We start from the raw sequence: 21,272 nt of genomic DNA, 5'->3' as shown, positions 1-21,272 counted from the left end.
TGTTTCCCGAAACCTTGAAGAAAAGGAGCCGCCGTGATCCACACCCCCACGATCCTGCTTGTCGAGCCGACCTTCTACGACGTGTCGTACAGCATCAATCCGTGGATGGACCCCGACGCCTGGGCGCGCGACCCGCGCGGCATGCACAGCAATGCCATGCAGTCCTTCGATGCGCTGCGCACGGCGCTGCGCCGGGCCGGCTTCACGGTGGAAGTGGCCGCGGGCGCCGCCGGCCTGCCCGACATGGTTTTCCCGGCAAATGCCGCCGTGGTGCTCGACGGCCGCGCACTGCTGGCGCGCTTCCGCTACCCGCAGCGCCGCGGCGAAGAAGCGCCGTTCTCGGCAATCTTCGGCGCCTTGCGCGAGCGCGGCCTGCTCGATGAAGTGGCGCTGCTGCCCGAAGGCTGCTTCCAGGAGGGCGCTGGGGACTGCATCTGGGATGCCGGCCGCGGCCATTTCTGGGCCGGTTTCGGGCCGCGTTCGTCGCATGAGGCGGCTACCGCCGTGTCGGAATTCTTCGGCAAGGAAGTCGTGGCGCTGGAACTGGCCACCGAGCAAAGCTACCACCTCGACGTATGCTTCTGCCCGCTGTCCGGGGGCGAGATCCTCTATTACCCGCCGGCGTTCAGCGAAGCGGCCCTGCGCGAGTTGCGCGCGCGGCTGCCGGCGCGGCTGCGCATCGAGGCCAGCGCCGACGACCTGCGCCATTTCAGCGTCAATGCCGTCAACCTGGACGACCAGGTGGTGATGACCCGCACCACGCCGCACCTGCGCACCGAACTCGGCCGGCGCGGCTACCAGTTGCATGAGGTAGACCTGGCCCCTTTCATGCTCTCCGGCGGCGGCGCCTATTGCATGACGCTGCGGCTCGACCGCAGCAGCGGGCCCGGCATCGCCGCGGCCGCGGCCTGATGCATCCGTCATCGACAGCCAGGGAGACAAAGATGAAAGAGACCGCCCGGTCGCTGTTCCTCGACGCCAACGACGTGGCCCGGCTGGTGGCCGCGGTCGGCGTGCAGCCCGCCATCGTGCAGATGGCCGACCATGTCCGCCAGGATTTCCTGCGCTGGGATACCTTCGACAAGTCCGCCCGCCTGGCCAGCCATTCCGCGCGCGGCGTGATCGAGCTGATGCCGGTGAGCGACGGTATCCAGTACGCGTTCAAGTATGTCAACGGCCATCCCCGCAACGCGCAGCATGGCATGCCGACCGTGATGGCGTGCGGCCTGCTGGCCGAAGTGGAAACCGGCTTCCCGCTGATGCTGGCCGACCTGACGCTGGCCACCGCGCTGCGCACCGCCGCCACCTCGGCGCTGGCGGCGCAGGCGATGGCGCGGCCGGGCGCGCGCACCATGGCGCTGATCGGCAACGGCGCGCAGGCCGAATTCCAGGTGCTTGCCTTCCACGCCATGCTGGGCGTGCGCGAGATCGCCGCCTACGATATCGACCCCGCCGCCACGGCACGGCTGATGCGCAACCTTGCCAGCGTGCCGGGACTGGTGATCCGTGCCGCGGAATCAGTGGAGGCCGCGCTGGACGGTGCCGACATTGTGTCCACCGTGACCGCCGACAAGACCCGCGCCACCATCCTGACCCCGGCGCAGGTGCGCCCGGGCATGCACCTGAACGCGATCGGCGGCGATTGCCCCGGCAAGACCGAGCTGCATGCCGACATCCTGCGCCAGGCACGCATCGTGGTGGAGTACGAACCGCAGACACGCATCGAAGGCGAGATCCAGCAGTTGCCCCCCGACGCGCCCGTGACCGAGCTGTGGCAGGTGCTGGCCGGCGCCGCGCCGGGCCGTGGCGCGGCCGACGAAGTGACGGTGTTCGATTCCGTGGGGTTTGCGCTGGAAGACTACGCCGCGCTGCGCTGGCTCTATGCCGCCGCGCATGCCCGGCGGGCGGGCAGGGCGGTGGAGCTGGTGGCGATGCCGCCGGATCCGCGCAATCTCTATGGCTGGATGATGGCGCAGGCCGAAGGCCGCGAGGCCGGGCTGGAACCGCAGAGGCTGGCGTCGCTGGCCTGACCGTGACGCGCTCCGGGCCGGAGCGCCCGACTCAGCCGGCGCGGCCCATCATCAGCTGGGCGCGCAGGAAGCCCTTGACCTCTTCCAGCGACGGCGTCTTCAGGAACACCATGATGCCCCAGTGCTGCAGCGCGTCGGCCACGCCGTCATAGGCCTGGCGGTTGGTGATCACCGCAAAGATCACGTTCTGGCTGGCAAAGAAATTCTGCAGTTTCTCGATGGTGGCCGACTCGGCGTCGTTCAGTTCGTCGACGTAGTACAGCACCACGCGCGGATGCGCGCTGACCGAGGTGATCACGGTGTCGAGCACATCGTCGACCACCACGCTCTTGAGCGGCAGCCCCCACTTGCCCAACTGGCCGTGGATACGCTGAGCTTCCTGGTGGTTGGGGTGGAACACCACCAGGTCCAGGCCGTGGGGCGCCGCGGTTTCAGGCCCGATGCGCGTCGCCAGCAGGCGATGCACGGTTTCCTTGTGGATGCGCCGGTGGCCGCCATTGGTCTTCCAGGCGCCCAGTTCGCCGCGCTCTACCATCTTCTGGACAGTGCCCAGCGAGACATTGAGCAGTTTTGCCGCTGTACGCGTGCTGTAGTAAGGCTTTTCAGCCAGTGCCGGATCCAGTTTCATCCAATCACCCGTAGTCCTGAAGGCAGTTCGCGTCGGGAAGGCGCGCGGTGCCAGGCACCTGCACCGCGTATGGTTACTGCCAATGGTTGATTGACCCTGTGTCCTGACCCGCTCCCCCGCCGGCCGGACGATTATTTATAGTCGATTTAACGTTTTTGTCATTTCCCGCAGACTGCCCGCAGTTGATTGCTTTGCATGTCCCGGTCCGGATTTGCCGGAAGCCCATAATATGCCGCAAAGGTCAGGCAATCAGTAAGAAAAAACTACAAATTCATCGCACTTTTGTTTTTCAACGCACACTGAACACTGTTTCGGGGCCACGGGCACTCGCAGCAAGTAACTGCAGACACCGTGCTGCCCGGGTGGTTCCACGCGCTTCCGTCGCTTTGTTGCGGCCGCTGAATTCAGCGGCCGCTTCAGAGCATATATATGTCACGGCGTGATGTATTTCCGGCGGAAAGCGCGACCGGCGCTACCGGTCTTGCAGGCCGTGCTTGCGCACCTTGTCGAACAATGTGGTCTTGGCCACGCCAAGTGCCTCGCTGGCGCGGCTGAGGTTGCCGTCGTGCCTGCGCATGGCATCGGCGATCAGTGCGCGCTCGAACTGGTCGACCGCCTGCGCCAGCGGCAGCGCTTCCGGCGCGGCCGTGCCCTGGCCAGGGTTGCAGCCCAGCCCGAGGACGTGGCGCTCGGCCAGGTTGCGCAGCTCGCGCACGTTGCCTGGCCAGGGGTAGGCCACCAGCGCTGCCAATTCGCCGGCGCTGGCGGGCACGGCGCCGCGCTCGAAGCGCAGCGCCGCCTGCGCGACGAAATGCTCGAACAATGCGGGCACGTCTTCGCGCCGCTCGCGCAGAGGCGGCAGTTCCAGCGTGATCACGTTCAGGCGGTAGTACAGGTCGGCGCGGAACTGGCCGGCATCGGACAGCGCGCGCAGGTCGGCCTTGGTCGCCGCCACCACGCGCGCGTTGACCGGCACTGGCTGGTTCGAGCCGAGCCGCTCCACCACGCGCTCCTGCAGCACGCGCAGCAGCTTGATCTGCAGCGGCATCGGCATGCTCTCGATCTCGTCGAGGAACAGCGTGCCGCCTTCGGCGTGCTCGATCTTGCCGATGCGGCGGCGCGCGGCGCCGGTGAACGAGCCCGCTTCATGGCCGAAGATCTCGCTTTCGAACAGCTGTTCAGGCAGGCCGCCGCAATTGATGGCGACGAAGTGGCGCGCATGGCGCTGGCTGGCTTCGTGCAGGCAGCGCGCCACCAGTTCCTTGCCGGTACCGGTCTCGCCGTGGATCAGCACGTTGGCGTCGGTGCCGGCGAGGTCGGCGATCAGCCGGCGCAAGCGCTCGACCGCGGGCGAATGGCCGATCAGGCGCGTTTCGAGTTTTTCGCGTCCGGCCAGACGTTCGCGCAGTTCTGACACTTCCAGTGCGAGCCGGCGCTGCTCCAGCGCGCGGCGGGTGGCGTCGACCAGCTGCTCGGGCGAGAACGGCTTTTCCAGGAAGTCGTAGGCGCCTTGCTTCATCGCCTGCACCGCCAGGCCCACGTCGCCGTGGCCGGTGATCATGATTACCGGCAGCGCGGGGTCGCGTTCGCGCAGCTGCGCCAGCAGCGTCATGCCGTCCATGCCGGGCAGGCGGATGTCGCTGACCACCACGCCGGCATAGCCGGGACCGACCTCGCGCAGCGCCGCCTCGGCGCTGCCCACGCCGCGCGTGGCCAGCCCTTCCAGGCGCAGCGCCTGCTCGCAGCCCAGGCGCACGTCGGCATCGTCCTCGACGATCAGTACGGTCAGTTCAGCCGGCATGCCTGGGATCCTGTGGCCTGGTCTCGTGAGGCGCCAGCGGCAGCACCAGCGTGAAGCAGGCACCGCCGTCGGGGTGGTTGGCGGCGGACAGGCTGCCGCCGTTTTCATTGAGGATGCCGGCCGACAGCGTCAGGCCCAGGCCCAGTCCCTGCCCGGCGGGCTTGGTGGTGAAAAACGGCTCGAACAGCCGTGCGAAGGCTTCCTCGGACAGCCCGCCGCCGTTGTCGCGCACGGTCAGGTGGACCATGGCGCCGCTCACGTGCGCATGCAGCGCGATGCGCGGCGCCGGCCGGCCGGCGACCGCATCGAGGGCGTTGCCCAGCAGGTTGACGAGCACCTGTTCGAGCCGGTTGGGGTCGCAGATCACGTCCAGCTCGGGGTCGATGTCGCGCTGCAGCTCGGGCTGCACGGCGTCCACGCGCGTCTGCAGCAGGAACAGCGCGTTGTCGACCGCCTCAGCCAGCCGGGCCTGGCTGCGGTTGCCCGACTTGCGCGCGAACGACTTGAGCGCGCCGGTGATGCGGCCCATGCGCTCGACCAGCCCGATGATGGTGTCGAGGTTGGTGCGCACGGTGGCATAGTCGCCGCGCTCGAGGAACTTGCCGGTATTGCCGGAGAGCGTGCGCAGCGCGGCCAGGGGCTGGTTCAGCTCGTGCGCGATGCCGGTCGACATCTGGCCCACCGCGGCCAGCTTGCCGGCCTGCAGCAGGCCGTCCTGCGCCTGGCGCAGCACGGTCTCGGCGCGGATGCGCTCGGTCACCTCGGCCTGCAGCCGGTGGTTGGCGGCGGACAGATCGGCGGTGCGCTCGGCCACCTTGCGCTCCAGCTCGCTGTTGGCCGCTTCCAGCGCGGCGCGCGCGGCCAGGCGCTCGTTGACGATGCGCCGGCGCACGTTCCAGGCAGCGCCCAGCAGCAGCACGAAGGCAGTCAGCACGCCCGCCAGCGCGGCGCTGTTGAGCGCAGCCACGCGCGCCTGCGAGGTGTTGGTCAGCAGCGTCAGCTGCCATTCGGTGCCGGGCAGGGCGGCATGCTGAGCCAGCATCGGCGGGCCGCGGCGCAGGCGCACCAGCTCGTCGCTGCTGCCGCCGTTTTCATTGGCAAGCTTGCGCACCGAGACCAGCGGCAGCTGCGGCAGCGGTGCGCGGTTGTACTGCAGGCTGCGCGACAGCCGCTGGCGCGCCTCGTCCGACAGCGGGCGCAGCGCGGCCAGCTTCCACGACGGGTCGGAGGCGAGGATCACCACGCCGTTCTCATCGCTCAGCAGCATCTGGCTGTCGGCGCCCTGCCAGCGGTTTTCGAGCGGCTCCAGTCCGATCTTGACGACCGCCACGCCGGCCGGGTTGTCGCGCTCGCCCAGCGGCGCCGACAGGTAGTAGCCCGATTCGCTGCGCGTGGTGCCGACGCCATAGAAGCGGCCGAGCTGGCCCTCCATGGCGGACTGGAAGTAGGGACGGAAGCTGAGGTCCTCGCCCAAGTAGCTGTCGGGGCGCTGCCAGTTGCTGGTGGCCAGCACCTTGCCGTGGGCGTCCAGCACATAGACCACCCTTGTGCCGGCGCGGGCATTGAGCGAGGTCAGGTATTCGTTGGCGCGGGCCACGCGCGCGGGGTCGTCCGGGCGCAGCAGCAGTCCGGAGATGCGCTCGTCCAGCGACAGCAGGCCGGGCACGTAGTCGTAGTGCGCCAGCTCGCTTTCCAGCGCCTGCGTGTACAGGCGCAGCTGCACCTGGCCGCGCTCGGCCTGGCGCGCCAGCGCGTTGTCGTAGCTGTAGCGGTAGCCGAGCGCGCCGGCCAGCCCGATCAGCACGGCCAGCGCCAGCAACGCCAGCAGCGGCGCGGCGCCGCGCAGGCCGTGGGGCAGGCGCGAGGGCGTGGAAGGCGTGGCGGCGGGCGCGTGCGGAGTATCGCCGGGAGGGTGGAGCGGACCGGTCATCAGGAAGTCTGGTCAGGCAAGGGCGAAGCGGCCGCGCCGGCGGGACAGTGATCCATGGCAGTCTTTCCGGGGACCAGGGCGGCGCGGGTGCCTACTTTTACCACACCGGCGCTACCGCGCCCGCGTCATGGATGCAAAAAGGCCCGGTTGCCTTGTCGGCAACCGGGCCCTGGCACGCCTGGCAGGCGGTGTTACTTGCCGGCCATGGCCTGGACCGATGCCAGGCTGGTGGTGGTATCCGCGACGACGGGTTCATCCTCGTCGGACAGTACCGGCGCGCCGATGGCGCCTTCGCTTTTGGCGACGACGGCGGTGGCAATGGCATTGCCGAGCACATTGGTCACGGTGCGACCCATGTCGAGTACGTGGTCGATGCCCAGCACCAGCAGGATGCCGGCCTCCGGCAGGCCGAACATCGGCAGCACGGCGGCGACCACCACCAGCGAGGCACGCGGCACGCCGGCGATGCCCTTGCTGGTGACAAGCAGGACCAGCAGCATGGTGATCTGCTGGCTCAGCGACAGCTCGATGCCATACACCTGGGCCACGAACAGCGCGGCGAACGAGGTGTACATGATCGAGCCGTCCAGGTTGAACGAATAGCCCAGCGGCAGCACGAAGTTGGTGATGCGCTCCTTGACGCCGAAACGGGTCAGCTGGTCGATCACCTTCGGGTAGGCCGACTCGCTGCTGGCGGTGGCGAAACCGATCATCAGCGGCGCGCGCATGCCCTTGAGCAGGCGGAACACGTCGCGGCCCAGGAAGAAGTAGCCGCCTGCGATCAGCGCCACCCACAGCAGCGCCAGCGCCAGGTACAGGCTGCCGATCAGCTTGGCGTACACCACCAGCACGCCCAGGCCCTGCGCGGTGATCACGGCCGCGATCGCACCGAACACGCCCACCGGCGCAAACGCCATCACGTAGTTGGTGACCTTCAGCATCACGTGGCCCAGGCCCTCGATGCCTTCCAGCACCGGCTTGCCGACGCCGTCCTTGACCGTGCCCAGCGCGAAGCCGAAGAACAGCGAGAACACCACGATCTGCAGGATCTCGTTGTGCGCCATCGCCTCGACGAAGCTCTTGGGGAACATGTGGGCGATGAAGTCGCGCAGGTTCAGCGCGCCGGTCTTCAGGTTCGAGGCGGCGTCCGCAGCCGGCAGCGGCAGGTTCATGCCGTGGCCGGGCTGCAGCGCGTTGGCCATCACCAGGCCGAGCAGCAGCGAGGTGATCGAGGCGCCGATGAACCACATCATCGCCTTCATGCCGATGCGGCCGACGGCGCGGCCGTCGCCCATGCTGGCGATGCCGGCCACCAGCGTGGCGAACACCAGCGGGCCGATGATCATCTTGATCATCCGCAGGAACACATCAGTCAGGATGGACAGGTGGTCCGCAATCGATTTGGCGGTGGCGGCGTCCGGCGACATGTTGTGCGCGGCGGTGCCGACCAGCACGCCTAGCAGCATCGCAATGAAGATCAGGGTGGGCAGTCGATTCAGTTTCATCGTGGATCAGGCCTGTGCGTCCGGTCCCCGCGGACAGGGGCGGACGTCGGTATGTCGGAATGGCGAGCGGCTTTGGAGGGCGCCGCGCGGGCCATGCGGATTTTTTTCAGCGCGGCAACAGGTGCCAGCGGGTCGCCCGGGCGGCGAGAGGGGGGATGGGCAAGGCGGGGTCAGTCATGTGTTTCCTCCTTTGTTTTTTGGCGGGGCCGGTGCGTTGGGAAACGTGCCGGCCGACCTGTCTGGGCGCTGTTAGCGGCGGCCTATATTGCACGCGGCGTGCCAGCCGACGGGGCGCGCTCTGGCAATGCAACCCGTTGAATTAAAAGGAGAAATTGAAGTGATTCCGGCGCACTATTCGGGTATCCGGATGGGCGGCGGGGAGGGGCGTTCGGGAATCCGAACGGTGGTGTAGGCGTAAACCCGAGGGTTTTGAGGGTCTGGAGATGCTGAAGGGGTGAATTGCCGCCGGTTTGCTCCCCTCTCCCGCCTGCGGGAGAGGGGCCGGAGGAGAGGACAGGAGTGTCCACGGCTGACGCCCGTGGGTTAGAGCCGAAGGCCTTGCTTGATGTGGTGCCTGGCCAGACCACCCCTCACCCCAACCCTCTCCCCTGAGGGGAGAGGGAGAACACCTTGCTTAGGCTAGTTCGGGCGGCTTGGGTGCACCTTGCTTTGGCCAGTTCGTGCGTTTGGTGCTGCCGTTACCCGCCCAGCAGCCGGTAACACAACCGCGCTGCCACCCGCGCCCCGCACCCGTCCCGGTCATACAGCGGATTGAATTCCGCGATGTCCGCCACGCGCAGCTTGCCGCTGTCGCGCAGCCGCGTGGCGATGGCCTCCACCACCGGCAGAGGCACGCCGTAGGCCGCCGGTGCCGAGACGCCTGGCATCACCGCGGCGGGCAGCACGTCGAGATCGATCGTCAGGTAGACATGGTCGGCCTCCGACACCCATTCATCCAGCGCGGCCAGCCGCGCGTCGAGGTGGCGCTCCTGCAGGTCCGCATCCTCCACATAGCGCACTCCCAGCGTGCTGGCACGGGCGAACAGCGCGGCGGTGTTGCCGAGCCGGCTAACGCCCAGGCAGGCGTAGTCGAAGCGCAGGCCGCGCCGCTGGCAGTCGATGGCGATCTGGTCGAACGGCGTGCCCGAACTGGCGGGCCGGCTGCCGCGCAGGTCGAAGTGCGCGTCCAGGTTGACCACCAGCACGCGGCCGCGGTCGCCGTGGGCGTCCAGGTGCGTGCGCAGGCCCTGCCACGTGCCCCAGGCGACCTCGTGGCCGCCGCCAAGCACCAGCGGCCAGGCGCCCACGGCCAGCTCGGCGGCGACGGCCTGGCCAAGCCGCTGCTGCGCGTCTTCCAGCGCATCGCCTTCGCAATGGATGTCGCCGCCGTCGATCAGGCGGCCGATGCCGTGCGCCGGCACGCCCGCCAGCGCGCGGCGGATCTCGCGCGGGCCGCCGGCGGCGCCGGGGCGGCCCTGGTTGCGCAGCACGCCGGCATCGCAGCAGAAACCCAGCAGCACCGGCACGCCGGGTGTGCGCGGCGTAGCCGCGCCGCCGACGATGTCGAACAGGCGGCGGGTATCGCCGGCCTCGCCGGCATCGCGCCGGCCGCGCCAGACCGTGTCGCCGGCCTGCGTGAGTTCAGCCAGGTCGCTCATTTCAGCCGGCGTCCCAGGGTTTCCGGCACCATCGCCAGGCCGATCAGCGAGACCAGGCCGCAGCCGATCACGTACAGCGCCGGCGCGTTGGCGTCGCCGGTGATCTGGATCAGCCGGGTCGAGAAATACTGCGCAAAGCCGCCGAAGATCGCGATCGCCACGCAATAGGCGATGGACAGGCCGGTGGCGCGCAGGCGCTGCGGCAGCACCTCGCTGACCAGCACCATCGACGCCGGCGCGGTCATCGACATCGGCACCGACAGGCAGCCCACCACCAGCAGCAGGCGCGCCAGCGACGGCTCGGCATTGATCAGCACGAACGCCGGGTAGATCATCACCAGCAGCGCCACGCGCGACCACAGCACCACGGTCTTGCGGCCGATGCGGTCGGCAAGCCAGCCGGCGAACGGCGACAGCGCCACCTGCACCAGCGCGGCAATGCACGCGGCCCAGATGCTCAGCGACAGCGGCATCTTCAGCACGCTCACGGCGTAGTTGCTGATGTAGTAGACGACGATGTAGGTGGACGAGGCCAGGCCGATCATCAGCAGGATGCTGGCAAGCACCTCGCGTGCGTGCGCACGCAGCAGCGGCCACTGCGCGGCGTGCTCGCCGTGGCGCACGGGCGCGGCGGTCTCTTCCAGCCGGCGGCGGATCAGCAGGCCGACGGGAATCACCAGGATGCCGATCAGGAAGGCCAGGCGCCAGCCCCATGCTTCCAGGTCGGCCGGCGCCAGCACGTTGCTCAGCACCAGGCCGGTGATCGCGCCCAGCAGTGCCGCCAGGCCCTGGCTGAACGGCTGCCAGGCGGTATAGAAGCCGCGCGTGCGGTCGTCGGCGTATTCCAGCAGCAGCGCGGTGGAGGCGCCCATCTCGCCGCCGATGGCGAAGCCTTGCACCAGTCGGGCCACCACCACCATGATCGGGGCGAGGATGCCGATCTGCGCGTATGGCGGCGTGACCACGAAGATCAGCGAGCTCAGGCCCATCAGCCACAGCGTCAGCGCCACCGCCGGCTTGCGGCCGGCGCGGTCGGCGTACATGCCGATCAGCAGGCCGCCGAGCGGACGCATCAGGAAGCCGACGCCGAAGGTGGCGAACGACATCAGCAGCTGGCCGGTGGGGTTGTCGACTGGGAAGTAGAGCCGGCCGATCAGCGTGGCAAAGAAGCTGTAGACCACGAAATCGTAGAACTCGAGGCCATTGCCGATGGTGATGGCGGCAATGGCGCGCGTGCGCGACAGGGCTGGGGTGTGGGCGCCGGCCTGGGCGCCAACGACACCATCGTAGGCGGGCGCAGTGGTATCGGATGGCATGCGGTTGTCTCCTGTAGGAATGCGTTGGTTTGCGCCCCTCTTCCACGCCGGTGGGAGAGGGGCGCAAACGCTGGGTTCTTGAGCGCCGGTCAGTCGCGCAGCATCGGCAGGTCCAGGCCCTGCTCGCGGGCGCAGTCGACGGCGATCTGGTAGCCGGCGTCGGCATGGCGCATCACGCCGGTGGCGGGGTCGTTGTGCAGCACGCGGGCGATACGCGCGGCGGCTTCATCGGTGCCGTCGCACACGATCACCACGCCGGAATGCTGCGAGAAGCCCATGCCCACGCCGCCGCCGTGGTGCAGCGAGACCCAGGTCGCGCCGCTGGCGGTGTTCAGCAGCGCGTTCAGCAGCGGCCAGTCGGACACGGCGTCCGAGCCGTCCTGCATCGCTTCGGTCTCGCGGTTGGGGCTGGCGACCGAACCCGAGTCCAGGTGGTCGCGGCCGATCACGACCGGCGCCGACAGCTCGCCGCTGCGGACCATCTCGTTGAACGCCAGGCCCAGCTTGGCGCGCAGGCCCAGGCCCACCCAGCAGATCCGCGCCGGCAGGCCCTGGAAGCTGATGCGCTCGCGCGCCATGTCGAGCCAGCGGTGCAGGTGCTCGTCATCGGGGATCAGTTCCTTGACCTTGGCGTCGGTCTTGTAGATGTCCTGCGGATCGCCCGACAGCGCGGCCCAGCGGAACGGTCCGATGCCGCGGCAGAACAGCGGGCGGATATAGGCGGGCACGAAACCGGGGAAGTCGAAAGCGTTGGCCACGCCTTCTTCCTTGGCCATCTGGCGGATGTTGTTGCCGTAGTCGAAGGTCGGCACGCCCAGCTTCTGGAACGCCAGCATGGCTTGCACGTGCGCGGCCATCGACGCCTTGGCAGCCTTCACCACCACGGCCGGCTCGCGCTGCGCGCGCTCGCGGTACTCGTCCCAGGTCCAGCCGGCAGGCAGGTAGCCGTTGAGCGGGTCGTGCGCGCTGGTCTGGTCGGTGACCATGTCGGGCCGCACGCCGCGGCGCACCAGTTCGGGCAGCACTTCGGCGGCGTTGGCGCACAGCGCGATCGAGATGGCCTTGCCTTGCGAGGTGTAGCGGTCGATGCGGGCCAGCGCATCGTCCAGGTCGGTGGCCTGCTCGTCGACATAGCGGGTCTTCAGGCGGAAATCGATGCGGCTCTGCTGGCATTCGATGTTGAGCGAGCACGCGCCGGCCAGCGTCGCGGCCAGCGGCTGCGCGCCGCCCATGCCGCCCAGGCCCGCGGTCAGCACCCAGCGGCCCTTCAGGTCGCCGTTGTAGTGCTGGCGGCCGGCTTCGACGAAGGTTTCATACGTGCCCTGCACGATGCCCTGGCTGCCGATGTAGATCCAGCTGCCGGCGGTCATCTGGCCGTACATGGCCAGGCCCTTGGCGTCGAGTTCGTTGAAGTGTTCCCAGTTGGCCCAGTGGGGAACCAGGTTGGAGTTGGCGATCAGCACGCGCGGGGCGTCGCGGTGGGTCTGGAACACGCCGACGGGCTTGCCGGACTGCACCAGCAGGGTCTGGTCGTCTTCGAGCCGGGTCAGCGCCTCGACGATGCGGTCATAGCATTCCCAGTTGCGGGCGGCACGGCCGATGCCGCCATAGACCACCAGTTCCTTCGGGTTCTCCGCAACCTCGGGGTCGAGGTTGTTCATCAGCATGCGCAGCGGGGCTTCGGTCAGCCAGCTCTTGGCGGTGAGCTTGGTGCCGCGGGCGGCGCGAATTTCGGTGTCGCGGAAACGGGTGGTGGTCATGGACGGGCTCCTTCGGTGTCTCTTTGCTTTGCCTTGGGGTGTCGCTTTTTTGGGCGACGCATAGGCATGTATATTCTTGTATATACAGGTAAGGATGTATCGGGGTTATCCCGTAGTTTTGACATCGTTTTTGTGGCTGTGGAGTTGCGGTCGCTTGCCGGGAGCCTAAACTCGCATATATGGTCGGCGTGGCTGCTAAGGCACTTTTGTCCGCGCGACAAAAAGGATGGGTGGCTGGAGGGCGATTTGGCCTTCTTTACTTCGTGGGGGCTCTGGCCCTCACCCCCGGCCCCTCTCCCGCAGGCGGGAGAGGGGAGCAAACAAGCGGGCAAGGGAAAGGCTTGCGGATTCACCGGCGATAGCGGCAAGCGAGCAGCGACGCGTTCTGTGCCCGAGTTCATGACCTGAGATACTGCCCGCGCGCAGCGCAGCCGTAGGTGTTCCTACGTTGCCGCTGGTAGCAGGGCCACCCACAGCTCTGGGCTCGTTCAACCACCGCGCCAATCCCTGCCACCGTGGCGCACCACGGCGGCAGGCAGTCCTGCCATGCAACGAAGCAAAGCCCCGTACAAAAACCCCGGCCCACTACGATAAGAGTGGCCGCCCGCAGGGCAGTAAACGCGCTTTTTGGTGACTTTTTGTCGCTCAAAGTTACCCGCCCTTCAGGGCGGAACCGGGCATTTCAAATACCCACCGGATGCCAAGCCCAGGCCGGTGAAATCAGGACGTAAACCGCCCCTCAAGCCGATGCAACGACCCCGGATGCACCAGCCTGACCGACGTCACAACCCGCCCGGCAGACCACGTCCGCCTGCGGATCAGCAGGCACGGCTCACTTTGGTCGATATTCAGCAACGCACACTCGTCCGGATGCGCGAGCACGGCTTCCACGACGTGCTCGCCTTCGGTCAGCGGCGCGACCCGGGTCAGGTACTGGTAAGGCGTTTCCAGCGTGAAGTCCTGCTCAAGATAATCCGGCGCAACCAATGCATTGACATAACGATCCTCCAGTTGAATCGCCACGTCATCTTCGTAATGAACAATCACGGAGTGAAACACCCGCTGTTCCAGCGGCACATCCAGCGCCACCGCCTGCGCCGCACCGGCGCGTTCTTCCTGGATGCTGATGACCCGTGCATGATGCCGATGCCCCCGCGCAGCAATATCATCCGCAATATTGTTGACCGCATAAAGCGCCGTCCGCAGCTTGGGCTCGGCCACAAACGTCCCCACCCCCTGCAGCCGCACCAGCATCCCTTCCGCTGTCAACTCCCGCAGCGCCCGATGCACGGTCATGCGGCTGACGCCCAGCGCTTCGACCAGTTCAGCCTCGGAGGGCACCCGATGGTGGGGCGGCCAGGTGCCGTCAGCAATCCTGCTGCTGATGTGTTGCTTGACGCGCGCATAGAGCGGCGCCGGCGTGGATGCGAGCGGCAACGGTTTCCCCCGGGTGGCGACAGCCGCCGAATGTATCACGCCCCCTGGTGTTGTTCGACGCCGCACGGCCCGCACGCCTGCAGGAATGCATCGAGAGGCGTCGGCCGCCCGATCGCATAGCCCTGCGCATAGTCGACGCCGATCGCGCGCAGCGCGTCGAGCGTGCGTTCGTCCTCCACCCACTCCGCCACGGTCTTCACGCCAAGCCGGTGGCCGATATCGTTGATGGAGCTGACAATCTCGCGGTCGACGGCGTTGTCCGCCAGCTGGCGGATAAAGCTGCCGTCGATCTTCAGGAAATCGACCGGGAACTGCTTCAGGTAGGCAAACGACGACAGCCCCGAGCCGAAGTCGTCGAGCGACACGGTGCAGCCCGCGCGCCGCATTTCCGACACCAGCCGGTTGGCCGCCGCCATGTTGTTGATCAGCGCCGTCTCGGTGATCTCCAGCCGGATGCGGCTGGCGGGCAGCGCGCTGGCATCGAGCTCGGCATGCAGGAAGGGCAGCAGGAACGGCTCGCCCAGCGAATTGGCCGACAGGTTGATCGACACCGACAACCCCGGCACCGCACGCAGCCGCTCGCCATAGCCGTGCAGCACGTTGTGGATGACCCAGCGGTCGACATGGCCCATCAGGTCGTAGCGCTCGGCGGCCGGAATGAAGGCGCCGGGCAGGATCATTTCGCCGCTCTCGTCGACCATGCGCACCAGGATCTCGATGTGGCGGTATTCGCCACGGCCCGTGCCGGCAGGCTGCAGCGCGCGGATTTCCTGCGCGAACAGGCGGAAGCGGTTGGCTTCCAGCGCGGAGTGGATGCCCGCGGCGACTTCCAGTTCGCGATGGTGGCGGCGCGCGTCGCTCTCGTCGCGCCGGTAGACCGAGACCCGGCTGCGGCCGGCGGCCTTGGCTGCGTAGCAGGCGACGTCGGCGCGGCTCATCAGTTCGCTGACGGGCGGCACGTCGAGGTCGATCGCGGCGATGCCGATGCTGGCGCCCATGTCATAGACCCGGCCTTCCCACGGGAAGCGGCGGCCGCGGATGGCGTCGATCACGCCCTGGCAGACGTGCTCGGCCTGGTCCACGGTGCAGTCCTTGAGCAGCAGCGCGAACTCGTCGCCGCCCAGCCGCGCCAGCAGGTCGTCGGGGCGCACATGGTTGCGGATCAGGTAGCCCAGTTCGCGCAGCAGCACGTCGCCGGCGCCGTGGCCGGCGGTGTCGTTGACGATCTTGAAGCGGTCCAGGTCGATGAAGCACAGCGCGGCGCGATGCCCATGCAGCCGCGCGGCGTCGCAGGCCTCGCGCAGGCGCTTTTCGAACCAGGTGCGGTTGGGCAGGCCGGTGAGCGCGTCGTGCATGGCCGAGCGCGCCAGCTCGCGCTGCAGCGCGCGCGCGGTGGTGATGTCCTGGAACACCAGCACCGCGCCCAGCACCTCGCCCGCGGCGGTCAGGACCGGTGCGGCGGAGTCCTGGACGTCGTGGCGCTCGCCGGTCAGGCTCTGCAGCACCGCGCCGTCCTGCAGGTAGGCAGGCGTCAGCGTGCGCAGGCAGGACTCGACCGGGCTGGGGATCGGATCGCCGCTGGCTTCGTCGACGATGCGGAAGACCTGCTCCAGCGGCAGTCCGCTGGCGCTGCCCATGGTCCAGCCGGTCAGCTGCTCGGCGATCGGGTTCATGAAGGTGACGTGCATATTGGCGTCGGTGCAGATCACCGCGTCGCCGATCGAGCGCAGCGTGATATGCAGGCGCTCTTTCTCTTCGAACAGCGCCTCGGTCAGGCGGCGCTGCTCGGTGATGTCCCAGCTGGTGCCGACCAGCGCTTGCGCCATGCCGTCGGCGCCGCGCGTGACCATGGCCAGGGCGCGCACGTGGCGCACCGCGCCGTCGGGGCGCCGGATGCGGTATTCGGTGTCGAATGGTGCCGCGCCGCGGATGGCCTGGCGCATCTCGGCACTGACGCGGCCGACATCTTCCGGGTGCAGCATGGCGATCCACTGCCCGGCCTGCGGCGCGCCCTGCGCGGGATCGGTGCCGTGCAGCGCATGCATGCGCGCATCCCAGGTGATGGCGGCGCTGGCGAAGTCCCATTCCCAGATGCCCACGCCGCCGGCCTCCACGGCCAGCTGGATGCGGCGCGACAGCCGTTCCAGCTCTTCCTGCGCCAGCTTGCGCGCATGGACGTCCTCGACCTGGGCGATATAGTGCTGCGGCGCGCCGGTGTGCTCGTCGCGCGCCAGCGAGACCGCCAGCAGCGCCCAGCGGTACTGGCCGTCCTTGTGCCGGTAGCGCTTCTCCATGCGGTAGGACTCGATCTGGCCGTCCATCAGCAGCGCCGCCTGGCGCAGGTCGTCGGTCAGGTCGTCGGGGTGAGTCAGCTGCTGGAAGGTGATGGCGCGCAATTCCTCGTCGCTGTAGCCCAGCAGCTCGGTCATGGCGCGGTTGACGGTCTCCCAGCGGCCGTCCATGCCGACCAGCGCCATGCCGATCGCCGAATGCTCCATGGCCTGCCGGAAGCGCTTCTCGCTGCTGCGCAGGCTGGCGCGGCCATGGCGGTTCTGTTCGGTCAGGTAGGCGATGCAGACCGGAAACACCATGATCACCGCGGCCGACAGCGGCACCGCTTCATGGCGGTGCCCGGCCAGCATCAGCGCCTGCAGCGACAGTGTCGCCACCAGCGTCAGCAGCGCGGTGGCGAACGGGTTGCCGGCCAGCGCCACCAGCACCAGCGGCAGCGACATCGCGGCAAACGGGTCGTGGCCCTGCCATTGCGCGAGCGCGCCGATGGCCAGGCACAGCGTCAGCAGGCCAGCCTGCGGCACCAGCAGTGGCCGTGTGAAGGCGGCGCGCACGCGCCCGGGCGTCATCGACAGCATCATCGGCAGCAGCAGCGCCATGCCCAGCGCGCTGGCCTGCCACCAGGTCCACCACACCGAGGCAAAGGCAGTGCCGTGCAGGCTGGCGATGGCCGCGGCGCCGGCGCTGGCGCCCAGCGCCGGCGCGACGATGCCGGCGACTGCCAGCATCACCGCGAACGATGCCAGCGGCCCGTGGCGGACCAGCACGGCGTGCCGGTCGAGCAGCCGCAGCAGGCCGGTGGCGCACAGGATCTCGGCCAGGTTGGCGCCGGCCAGCATCAGCGCGCTGGCGGTGCTGTCGCCGGCGGCATGGTTGGCCAGCAGGTTCGCGCCCAGCATGCCGGCCAGCAGCCACGGCGTCTCGCGGCGGGGACGATGCAGCAGCAGCCCCAGCGCGAAGGCGTTGGGCAGCCAGACCGCGGCCACGTTGCCCGGCAGCCGCGCCAGCCACAGGCCCGCCGCCGCCAGGGCGAAATAGCCGGCTCCGGCCAGCAGCAGCGGCTGCCAGCGGCGCGGCGTGGCGGAATGGACAGTGGCGGCCTGGTGGCTCGGCGGGGCCGTATCGGGCGTCATGGACGGTTGCGGTGCGAAGGGCGGTACGAATCGGTCGGGGCCGGGCGGCAGGTCTGGCGCGCCTTGCCGGGGCAGTATCGGCCCGGCAAGGCGCGCGGACGGACTGCCGCCCAGCGTAGCGGCAACTGTAACGGGGATGGGCGCCTGACCAAAAGCCGGACAGCGGGCTGCCGTGGGCGTTGTTGCCACTGGTGTTCGCGCCGGTTTTTTGGTAGGCGTCGGGGCGGGACGGCAGTGGGCGGAAGGCCGGCGATGACCTCGCGGGTAATCGCGGCGCTCCGCCGCGGCATCCATCATGCAGCCATGGCTTGCCAGCCGGGCCGACCGGAACCCCAACCAGAACCCCAACCAGAACCCCAACCAGCACAGGAGAACACCATGTCAGCTGCCGTCCAGTCTTCCCAGTCCGTCGCTTCCACCATGCCCGCCGATCCCGCCACGCTCGCCGACCGCTACCTCGCCGCCTGGAACGAAACCGATCCCGCGCGCCGCCGTGAACTGATCGCGCTGGCGTGGACCGAATCGGCCAGCTATGTCGATCCGCTGATGCGCGGCGACGGCCATGCCGGCATCGACGCCATGATCGCGGCGGTGCAAGGCAAGTTTCCCGGTTTCCGCTTCACCCGCGTCAGCCCCGTCGACGCGCATGGCGGGCACCTGCGCTTCAGCTGGGAGCTGGGGCCCGCGGGCGAGCCCGCGCTGGTGGTCGGCACCGATTTTGCCACCGTTGCGGCCGACGGCCGGCTGGCGCGCATGACGGGCTTTATCGACCGGGCCCCCGCCGGGCTGGCCTGAGCGCCCCGGGGCGTCCGGGGCGCCCGCGCGCCCCGCCTGTGTGGCCTGCCCCACCGACAGCCCCCCGCCCGCTGGCTGCAAGCTGTTGCATCCAGTGCGGCGGACAGGGGAGCGACGATGGCGCGTGTTCTGCGAGTGGCGGCGTGGGGGCTGGCCGGTGTGGCCGCCGCCGTCGCGGTGGCGGCCTATGCCGCGGTCTGGGTTGGCGAGCGCAAGGCCTCGCGGACCGTGGCGGTGCAGGTCACGCCGCTGACCTTGCGCGACGACGCTGCCGCCATCGCCCAGGGCAAGTATCTGTATGAATCGCGCGGCTGCATGGAGTGCCACGGCGCCGGCGCCGGCGGCAAGCAGGTGTTCGACGATCCCAACGGCCTGCGCGTGCGCGCGCCCGACCTGACCCGCGCCAATCCCGCCATCGCCGCGTACCGCGCCGAGGACTGGGTGCGCAGCGTGCGCCATGGCGTGGCGCCGTCGGGCCGGCCGCTGCTGATCATGCCGAGCGAGGACTACAACCGCCTCAGCGACGAAGACCTGAGCGCGCTGGTGGCCTACCTGCGCAGCCTGCCGCCGGGCATGGGCGCGCCCGCCGAAGTCAACCTGCCATGGATGGTGCGGGCGCTGTACGGCGTAGGTGTGGTGCGGGACGCGGCGTCCAAGATCGACCACAGCCTGCCGGTGCAGCCGGCGCAGGTGCCGGCTGCCACCGCGCAATACGGCGGCTATGTCGCCAATGCCTGCCTGGGCTGCCATGGCCATGACTTCAGCGGCGGCAAGATCCCCGGCGCGCCGCCCGACTGGCCGCCGGCGGCCGACCTGCGCCCGGTCTCGGGCGGCCCGATGTCGCGCTATGGCCAGGCCGGCGCCTTTATCGAGATGATGCGCAGCGGCAAGCGGCCCGATGGCTCGCGGATCAGCCGCGTGATGCCGTTCGACTCGTTCGGGCGCATGAACGATACCGAACTGACCGCGCTTTACCTGTTCCTCGCCGATATGCCCCGGCGCTGACGGTGCGCTGTCACTGCACTCCGCGCTTCATTGCCTTGCCAGCCGGCGCCCCGCGGCGATGCCCGGCAGCTCCACCCAGCGGTGCAGCAGCAGCGCCAGGCCCAGCGCCAGCCCGGCGTCGATGGTAAAGCGCAGCAGCTGCAGGCCGGTCTGGTCGGGCGTCAGTTCCGGCATCAGCCGCTTGACGCCCTCGATCACCGTGGGATGCACCAGGTAGAGCGCGTACGACAGCTCGCCCAGCCACACCAGCGCGCGCGGCACGCGCAGCATGCCGGCATGCTCGGCCGCGACCACGCCCGCCAGCAGCAGTGCCGCCGGCACGCCGCGGCCGGCCAGGCTGAAGTCGGGGCCGACCAGCGGCAGCGACAGCGCGAACACGGCGCAGCCGGTGGCCAGCATCGCCAGCGCGATCGACGGCGTCAGCAGGTGGCGCCAGCGCGCATAGGCCCAGGCCAGCAGGCATCCGAGCAGGAATTCCAGCACCAGCGGGTTGCTCGCCATCGCCAGCCATGGCGATGCGAACGGATAGCCCTGCGCGGGATCGGCGACCAGCGTGCCGAAGCGGCACCACGGCAGCACCAGCGTCGCCAGCGCGAACAGTGCCAGCACCACCCACAGCGCGCGCCGCCCGGCCAGCAGCAGCCCGAGCGCGAACGCTGCGTAGAACGCGATCTCGTAGTTGAGCGACCAGCCTACGTACAGCGCCGGATAGCCGTAGTAGGGCGCATGCGCGGTCGTGGTGGGCAGGAATGCCAGCGACGCGGCGAACAGCGCGGGCGTCACCGGGTTGAGCAGCAGCGCGTGGAGCACCGACATGGCCCAGTACGGCGGCGCCAGCCGGAACGCGCGGCGGACCAGGAAGCTGAACGGACGCTCCGGGCGCGGCCGCGCCAGCACCGCGACCCAGGCAATGATGAAGCCGCTGATGACGAAGAACACATCGACGCCGACATGGCCGCGCTTGATCACGTTGGTGGTCAGCCAGCCGAGCACGGGGGCGTCGGCCCCGCCCAGCGCGAGGCCCGAGTGATAGACGACCACGAAGGCAGCGGCCAGGCCGCGCAGCGCCTGGATGCTGTCGAGCCGGGCAACGGCAGGGGCGGTGCGGGAGGCGGGAGTTTCGGCGGCGCGCGGACGCGCCGCGGGTTGCACGGCGCGTGGCGGTGCTGACGTACCCGTCACCGGATGGTGGCGTTCTGGAATAGTCGACGGCACTGTTTCAGCGGCAGGAATCCGCAAGCGATGAATCCATGAGGGACAGCGGCGGGATGCACAAAGTTCGTGCAAAAGCCGTCTAGACGCGCGTTTGCGTCGCGTCCGGCGCACGCCCTCCGGCAAGGTGACCGGAATTGCACTATCCTCACTTGTCCCTTGCGCCATGTTGTGCGCGCGGGCAGTGCCCCCGCATCCCCACGCGTTCGCCACACGCCGGCCCCCGCTGGCGCGGACCGCGTGCGGGTCCGGGCACGCCATGACCAGTGGGCAACGTACCCAAGGAGTGTCCTCCCATGACCACCCTCAACATCAACGTCAACGGCAAGACCCGCACGGTCGACGTGGATCCGTCCACGCCGCTGCTGTGGGCGCTGCGTGACAACCTTGACATGACCGGCACCAAGTTCGGCTGCGGCATCGCCGCGTGCGGTGCCTGCACTGTGCATGTCAATGGCCAGGCGACGCGCAGCTGCGTGACGCCGGTTTCCGCCGCCGCCGGCGCCAGTATCACCACCATCGAAGGCGTGGACACCGACAAGGTCGGCCGCGCCGTGCTCGACGCGTGGATCCAGCACGATGTCGCGCAATGCGGTTACTGCCAGAACGGGCAGGTGATGAGCGCCATCGGCCTGCTGCGCAGCAAGCCGCGCCCCACCGACGCTGACATCGACCAGGCCATGGCCGGCAACCTGTGCCGCTGCGGCACGTACCAGCGCATCCGCGCGGCGATCAAGGACGCCGCGCGCGCGCTGGCCTCGTTGGCCTGA

General features: G+C 68.9%; 15 protein-coding genes. 5 read left to right on the top strand and 10 right to left on the bottom strand.

What is annotated here, in order from left to right; translation table 11 throughout:
• Positions 1 to 33 precede the first annotated feature (33 nt).
• Complete coding sequence (locus J8I82_RS28350; protein ID WP_209762327.1) at positions 34 to 912, top strand: dimethylarginine dimethylaminohydrolase family protein; 879 nt, start codon at positions 34 to 36, stop codon at positions 910 to 912.
• 32 nt (positions 913 to 944) lie between these two features.
• Positions 945 to 2,030: an ornithine cyclodeaminase gene (gene ocd / locus J8I82_RS28345; RefSeq protein ID WP_209762324.1), complete on the top strand. Its 1,086-nt coding sequence runs from the start codon at positions 945 to 947 to the stop codon at positions 2,028 to 2,030.
• Between the two features lie 31 nt (positions 2,031 to 2,061).
• Here the strand turns inward: ocd and J8I82_RS28340 are convergent, their stop codons facing one another.
• The 9 genes from J8I82_RS28340 to J8I82_RS28300 form a co-directional block, all read right to left on the bottom strand.
• A complete protein-coding gene (locus J8I82_RS28340) occupies positions 2,062 to 2,658 on the bottom strand; it encodes a helix-turn-helix domain-containing protein (protein WP_209762321.1) in 597 nt (198 codons plus the stop codon).
• A 472-nt stretch (positions 2,659 to 3,130) separates the two neighbouring features.
• On the bottom strand, positions 3,131 to 4,459 hold the full coding sequence (locus J8I82_RS28335) for a sigma-54-dependent transcriptional regulator (RefSeq protein ID WP_209762318.1): 1,329 nt from the start codon (positions 4,457 to 4,459) through the stop codon (positions 3,131 to 3,133).
• Positions 4,449 to 6,389, bottom strand: a complete 1,941-nt coding sequence (locus tag J8I82_RS28330) for a sensor histidine kinase (protein ID WP_209762315.1) — start codon at positions 6,387 to 6,389, stop codon at positions 4,449 to 4,451. Before J8I82_RS28330 ends, J8I82_RS28335 begins: the two co-directional genes overlap by 11 nt.
• 191 nt (positions 6,390 to 6,580) lie before the next feature.
• Entirely contained in the window at positions 6,581 to 7,894 is a 1,314-nt protein-coding gene (locus J8I82_RS28325; protein WP_209762312.1) for a dicarboxylate/amino acid:cation symporter, read from the bottom strand.
• A gap of 698 nt (positions 7,895 to 8,592) precedes the next feature.
• Positions 8,593 to 9,552, bottom strand: coding sequence for a formimidoylglutamase (gene hutG / locus J8I82_RS28320; RefSeq protein ID WP_209762309.1), 960 nt, complete (start codon positions 9,550 to 9,552; stop codon positions 8,593 to 8,595).
• Entirely contained in the window at positions 9,549 to 10,868 is a 1,320-nt protein-coding gene (locus tag J8I82_RS28315) for an MFS transporter (protein ID WP_209762306.1), read from the bottom strand. The genes hutG and J8I82_RS28315 overlap by 4 nt, the downstream gene beginning before the upstream one ends.
• An 89-nt stretch (positions 10,869 to 10,957) precedes the next feature.
• Positions 10,958 to 12,628 carry a urocanate hydratase gene (hutU, locus tag J8I82_RS28310; protein ID WP_209762304.1) on the bottom strand — a complete coding sequence of 557 codons (1,671 nt, stop codon included), beginning with the start codon at positions 12,626 to 12,628 and terminating at the stop codon, positions 10,958 to 10,960.
• Between the two features lie 720 nt (positions 12,629 to 13,348).
• Positions 13,349 to 14,065, bottom strand: a complete 717-nt coding sequence (hutC, locus tag J8I82_RS28305; protein WP_209762302.1) for a histidine utilization transcriptional repressor HutC — start codon at positions 14,063 to 14,065, stop codon at positions 13,349 to 13,351.
• Between the two features lie 35 nt (positions 14,066 to 14,100).
• Entirely contained in the window at positions 14,101 to 17,490 is a 3,390-nt protein-coding gene (locus J8I82_RS28300; RefSeq protein WP_209762299.1) for a diguanylate cyclase, read from the bottom strand.
• A gap of 378 nt (positions 17,491 to 17,868) precedes the next feature.
• On the opposite strand from J8I82_RS28300, the gene J8I82_RS28295 reads away from it, so the two are divergent.
• On the top strand, positions 17,869 to 18,285 hold the full coding sequence (locus J8I82_RS28295; protein ID WP_209762296.1) for a nuclear transport factor 2 family protein: 417 nt from the start codon (positions 17,869 to 17,871) through the stop codon (positions 18,283 to 18,285).
• 117 nt (positions 18,286 to 18,402) lie between these two features.
• Positions 18,403 to 19,290 carry a c-type cytochrome gene (locus J8I82_RS28290; protein ID WP_209762293.1) on the top strand — a complete coding sequence of 296 codons (888 nt, stop codon included), beginning with the start codon at positions 18,403 to 18,405 and terminating at the stop codon, positions 19,288 to 19,290.
• Positions 19,291 to 19,317: 27 nt separating this feature from the next.
• Here J8I82_RS28290 and J8I82_RS28285 read toward each other — a convergent pair whose 3' ends face one another.
• Positions 19,318 to 20,364 (bottom strand): acyltransferase family protein, encoded by a 1,047-nt coding sequence (locus J8I82_RS28285; protein WP_431831590.1) that lies wholly within the window; start codon positions 20,362 to 20,364, stop codon positions 19,318 to 19,320.
• A gap of 434 nt (positions 20,365 to 20,798) precedes the next feature.
• On the opposite strand from J8I82_RS28285, the gene J8I82_RS28280 reads away from it, so the two are divergent.
• Positions 20,799 to 21,272: a (2Fe-2S)-binding protein gene (locus J8I82_RS28280; protein ID WP_209762290.1), complete on the top strand. Its 474-nt coding sequence runs from the start codon at positions 20,799 to 20,801 to the stop codon at positions 21,270 to 21,272.

It is taken from the genome of Cupriavidus consociatus, from assembly GCF_017814975.1.
GTDB classification, from domain to species: Bacteria; Pseudomonadota; Gammaproteobacteria; order Burkholderiales; family Burkholderiaceae; genus Cupriavidus; species Cupriavidus consociatus.
Note: the sequence above shows the minus strand (reverse complement) of the source record. Positions and strands in the feature narration are given on the sequence as shown.

Bases quoted from the DNA above. Each gene is read 5' to 3' on its own strand.
- J8I82_RS28295 (WP_209762296.1), top strand. From the start codon at position 17,869: ATGTCAGCTGCCGTCCAGTCTTCCCAGTCCGTCGCTTCCACCATGCCC.
- J8I82_RS28335 (WP_209762318.1), bottom strand. From the start codon at position 4,459: ATGCCGGCTGAACTGACCGTACTGATCGTCGAGGACGATGCCGACGTG.
- J8I82_RS28315 (WP_209762306.1), bottom strand. From the start codon at position 10,868: ATGCCATCCGATACCACTGCGCCCGCCTACGATGGTGTCGTTGGCGCC.
- hutU (WP_209762304.1), bottom strand. From the start codon at position 12,628: ATGACCACCACCCGTTTCCGCGACACCGAAATTCGCGCCGCCCGCGGC.
- J8I82_RS28300 (WP_209762299.1), bottom strand. From the start codon at position 17,490: ATGACGCCCGATACGGCCCCGCCGAGCCACCAGGCCGCCACTGTCCAT.
- J8I82_RS28325 (WP_209762312.1), bottom strand. From the start codon at position 7,894: ATGAAACTGAATCGACTGCCCACCCTGATCTTCATTGCGATGCTGCTA.
- J8I82_RS28290 (WP_209762293.1), top strand. From the start codon at position 18,403: ATGGCGCGTGTTCTGCGAGTGGCGGCGTGGGGGCTGGCCGGTGTGGCC.
- J8I82_RS28280 (WP_209762290.1), top strand. From the start codon at position 20,799: ATGACCACCCTCAACATCAACGTCAACGGCAAGACCCGCACGGTCGAC.
- J8I82_RS28340 (WP_209762321.1), bottom strand. From the start codon at position 2,658: ATGAAACTGGATCCGGCACTGGCTGAAAAGCCTTACTACAGCACGCGT.
- ocd (WP_209762324.1), top strand. From the start codon at position 945: ATGAAAGAGACCGCCCGGTCGCTGTTCCTCGACGCCAACGACGTGGCC.
- J8I82_RS28330 (WP_209762315.1), bottom strand. From the start codon at position 6,389: ATGACCGGTCCGCTCCACCCTCCCGGCGATACTCCGCACGCGCCCGCC.
- hutG (WP_209762309.1), bottom strand. From the start codon at position 9,552: ATGAGCGACCTGGCTGAACTCACGCAGGCCGGCGACACGGTCTGGCGC.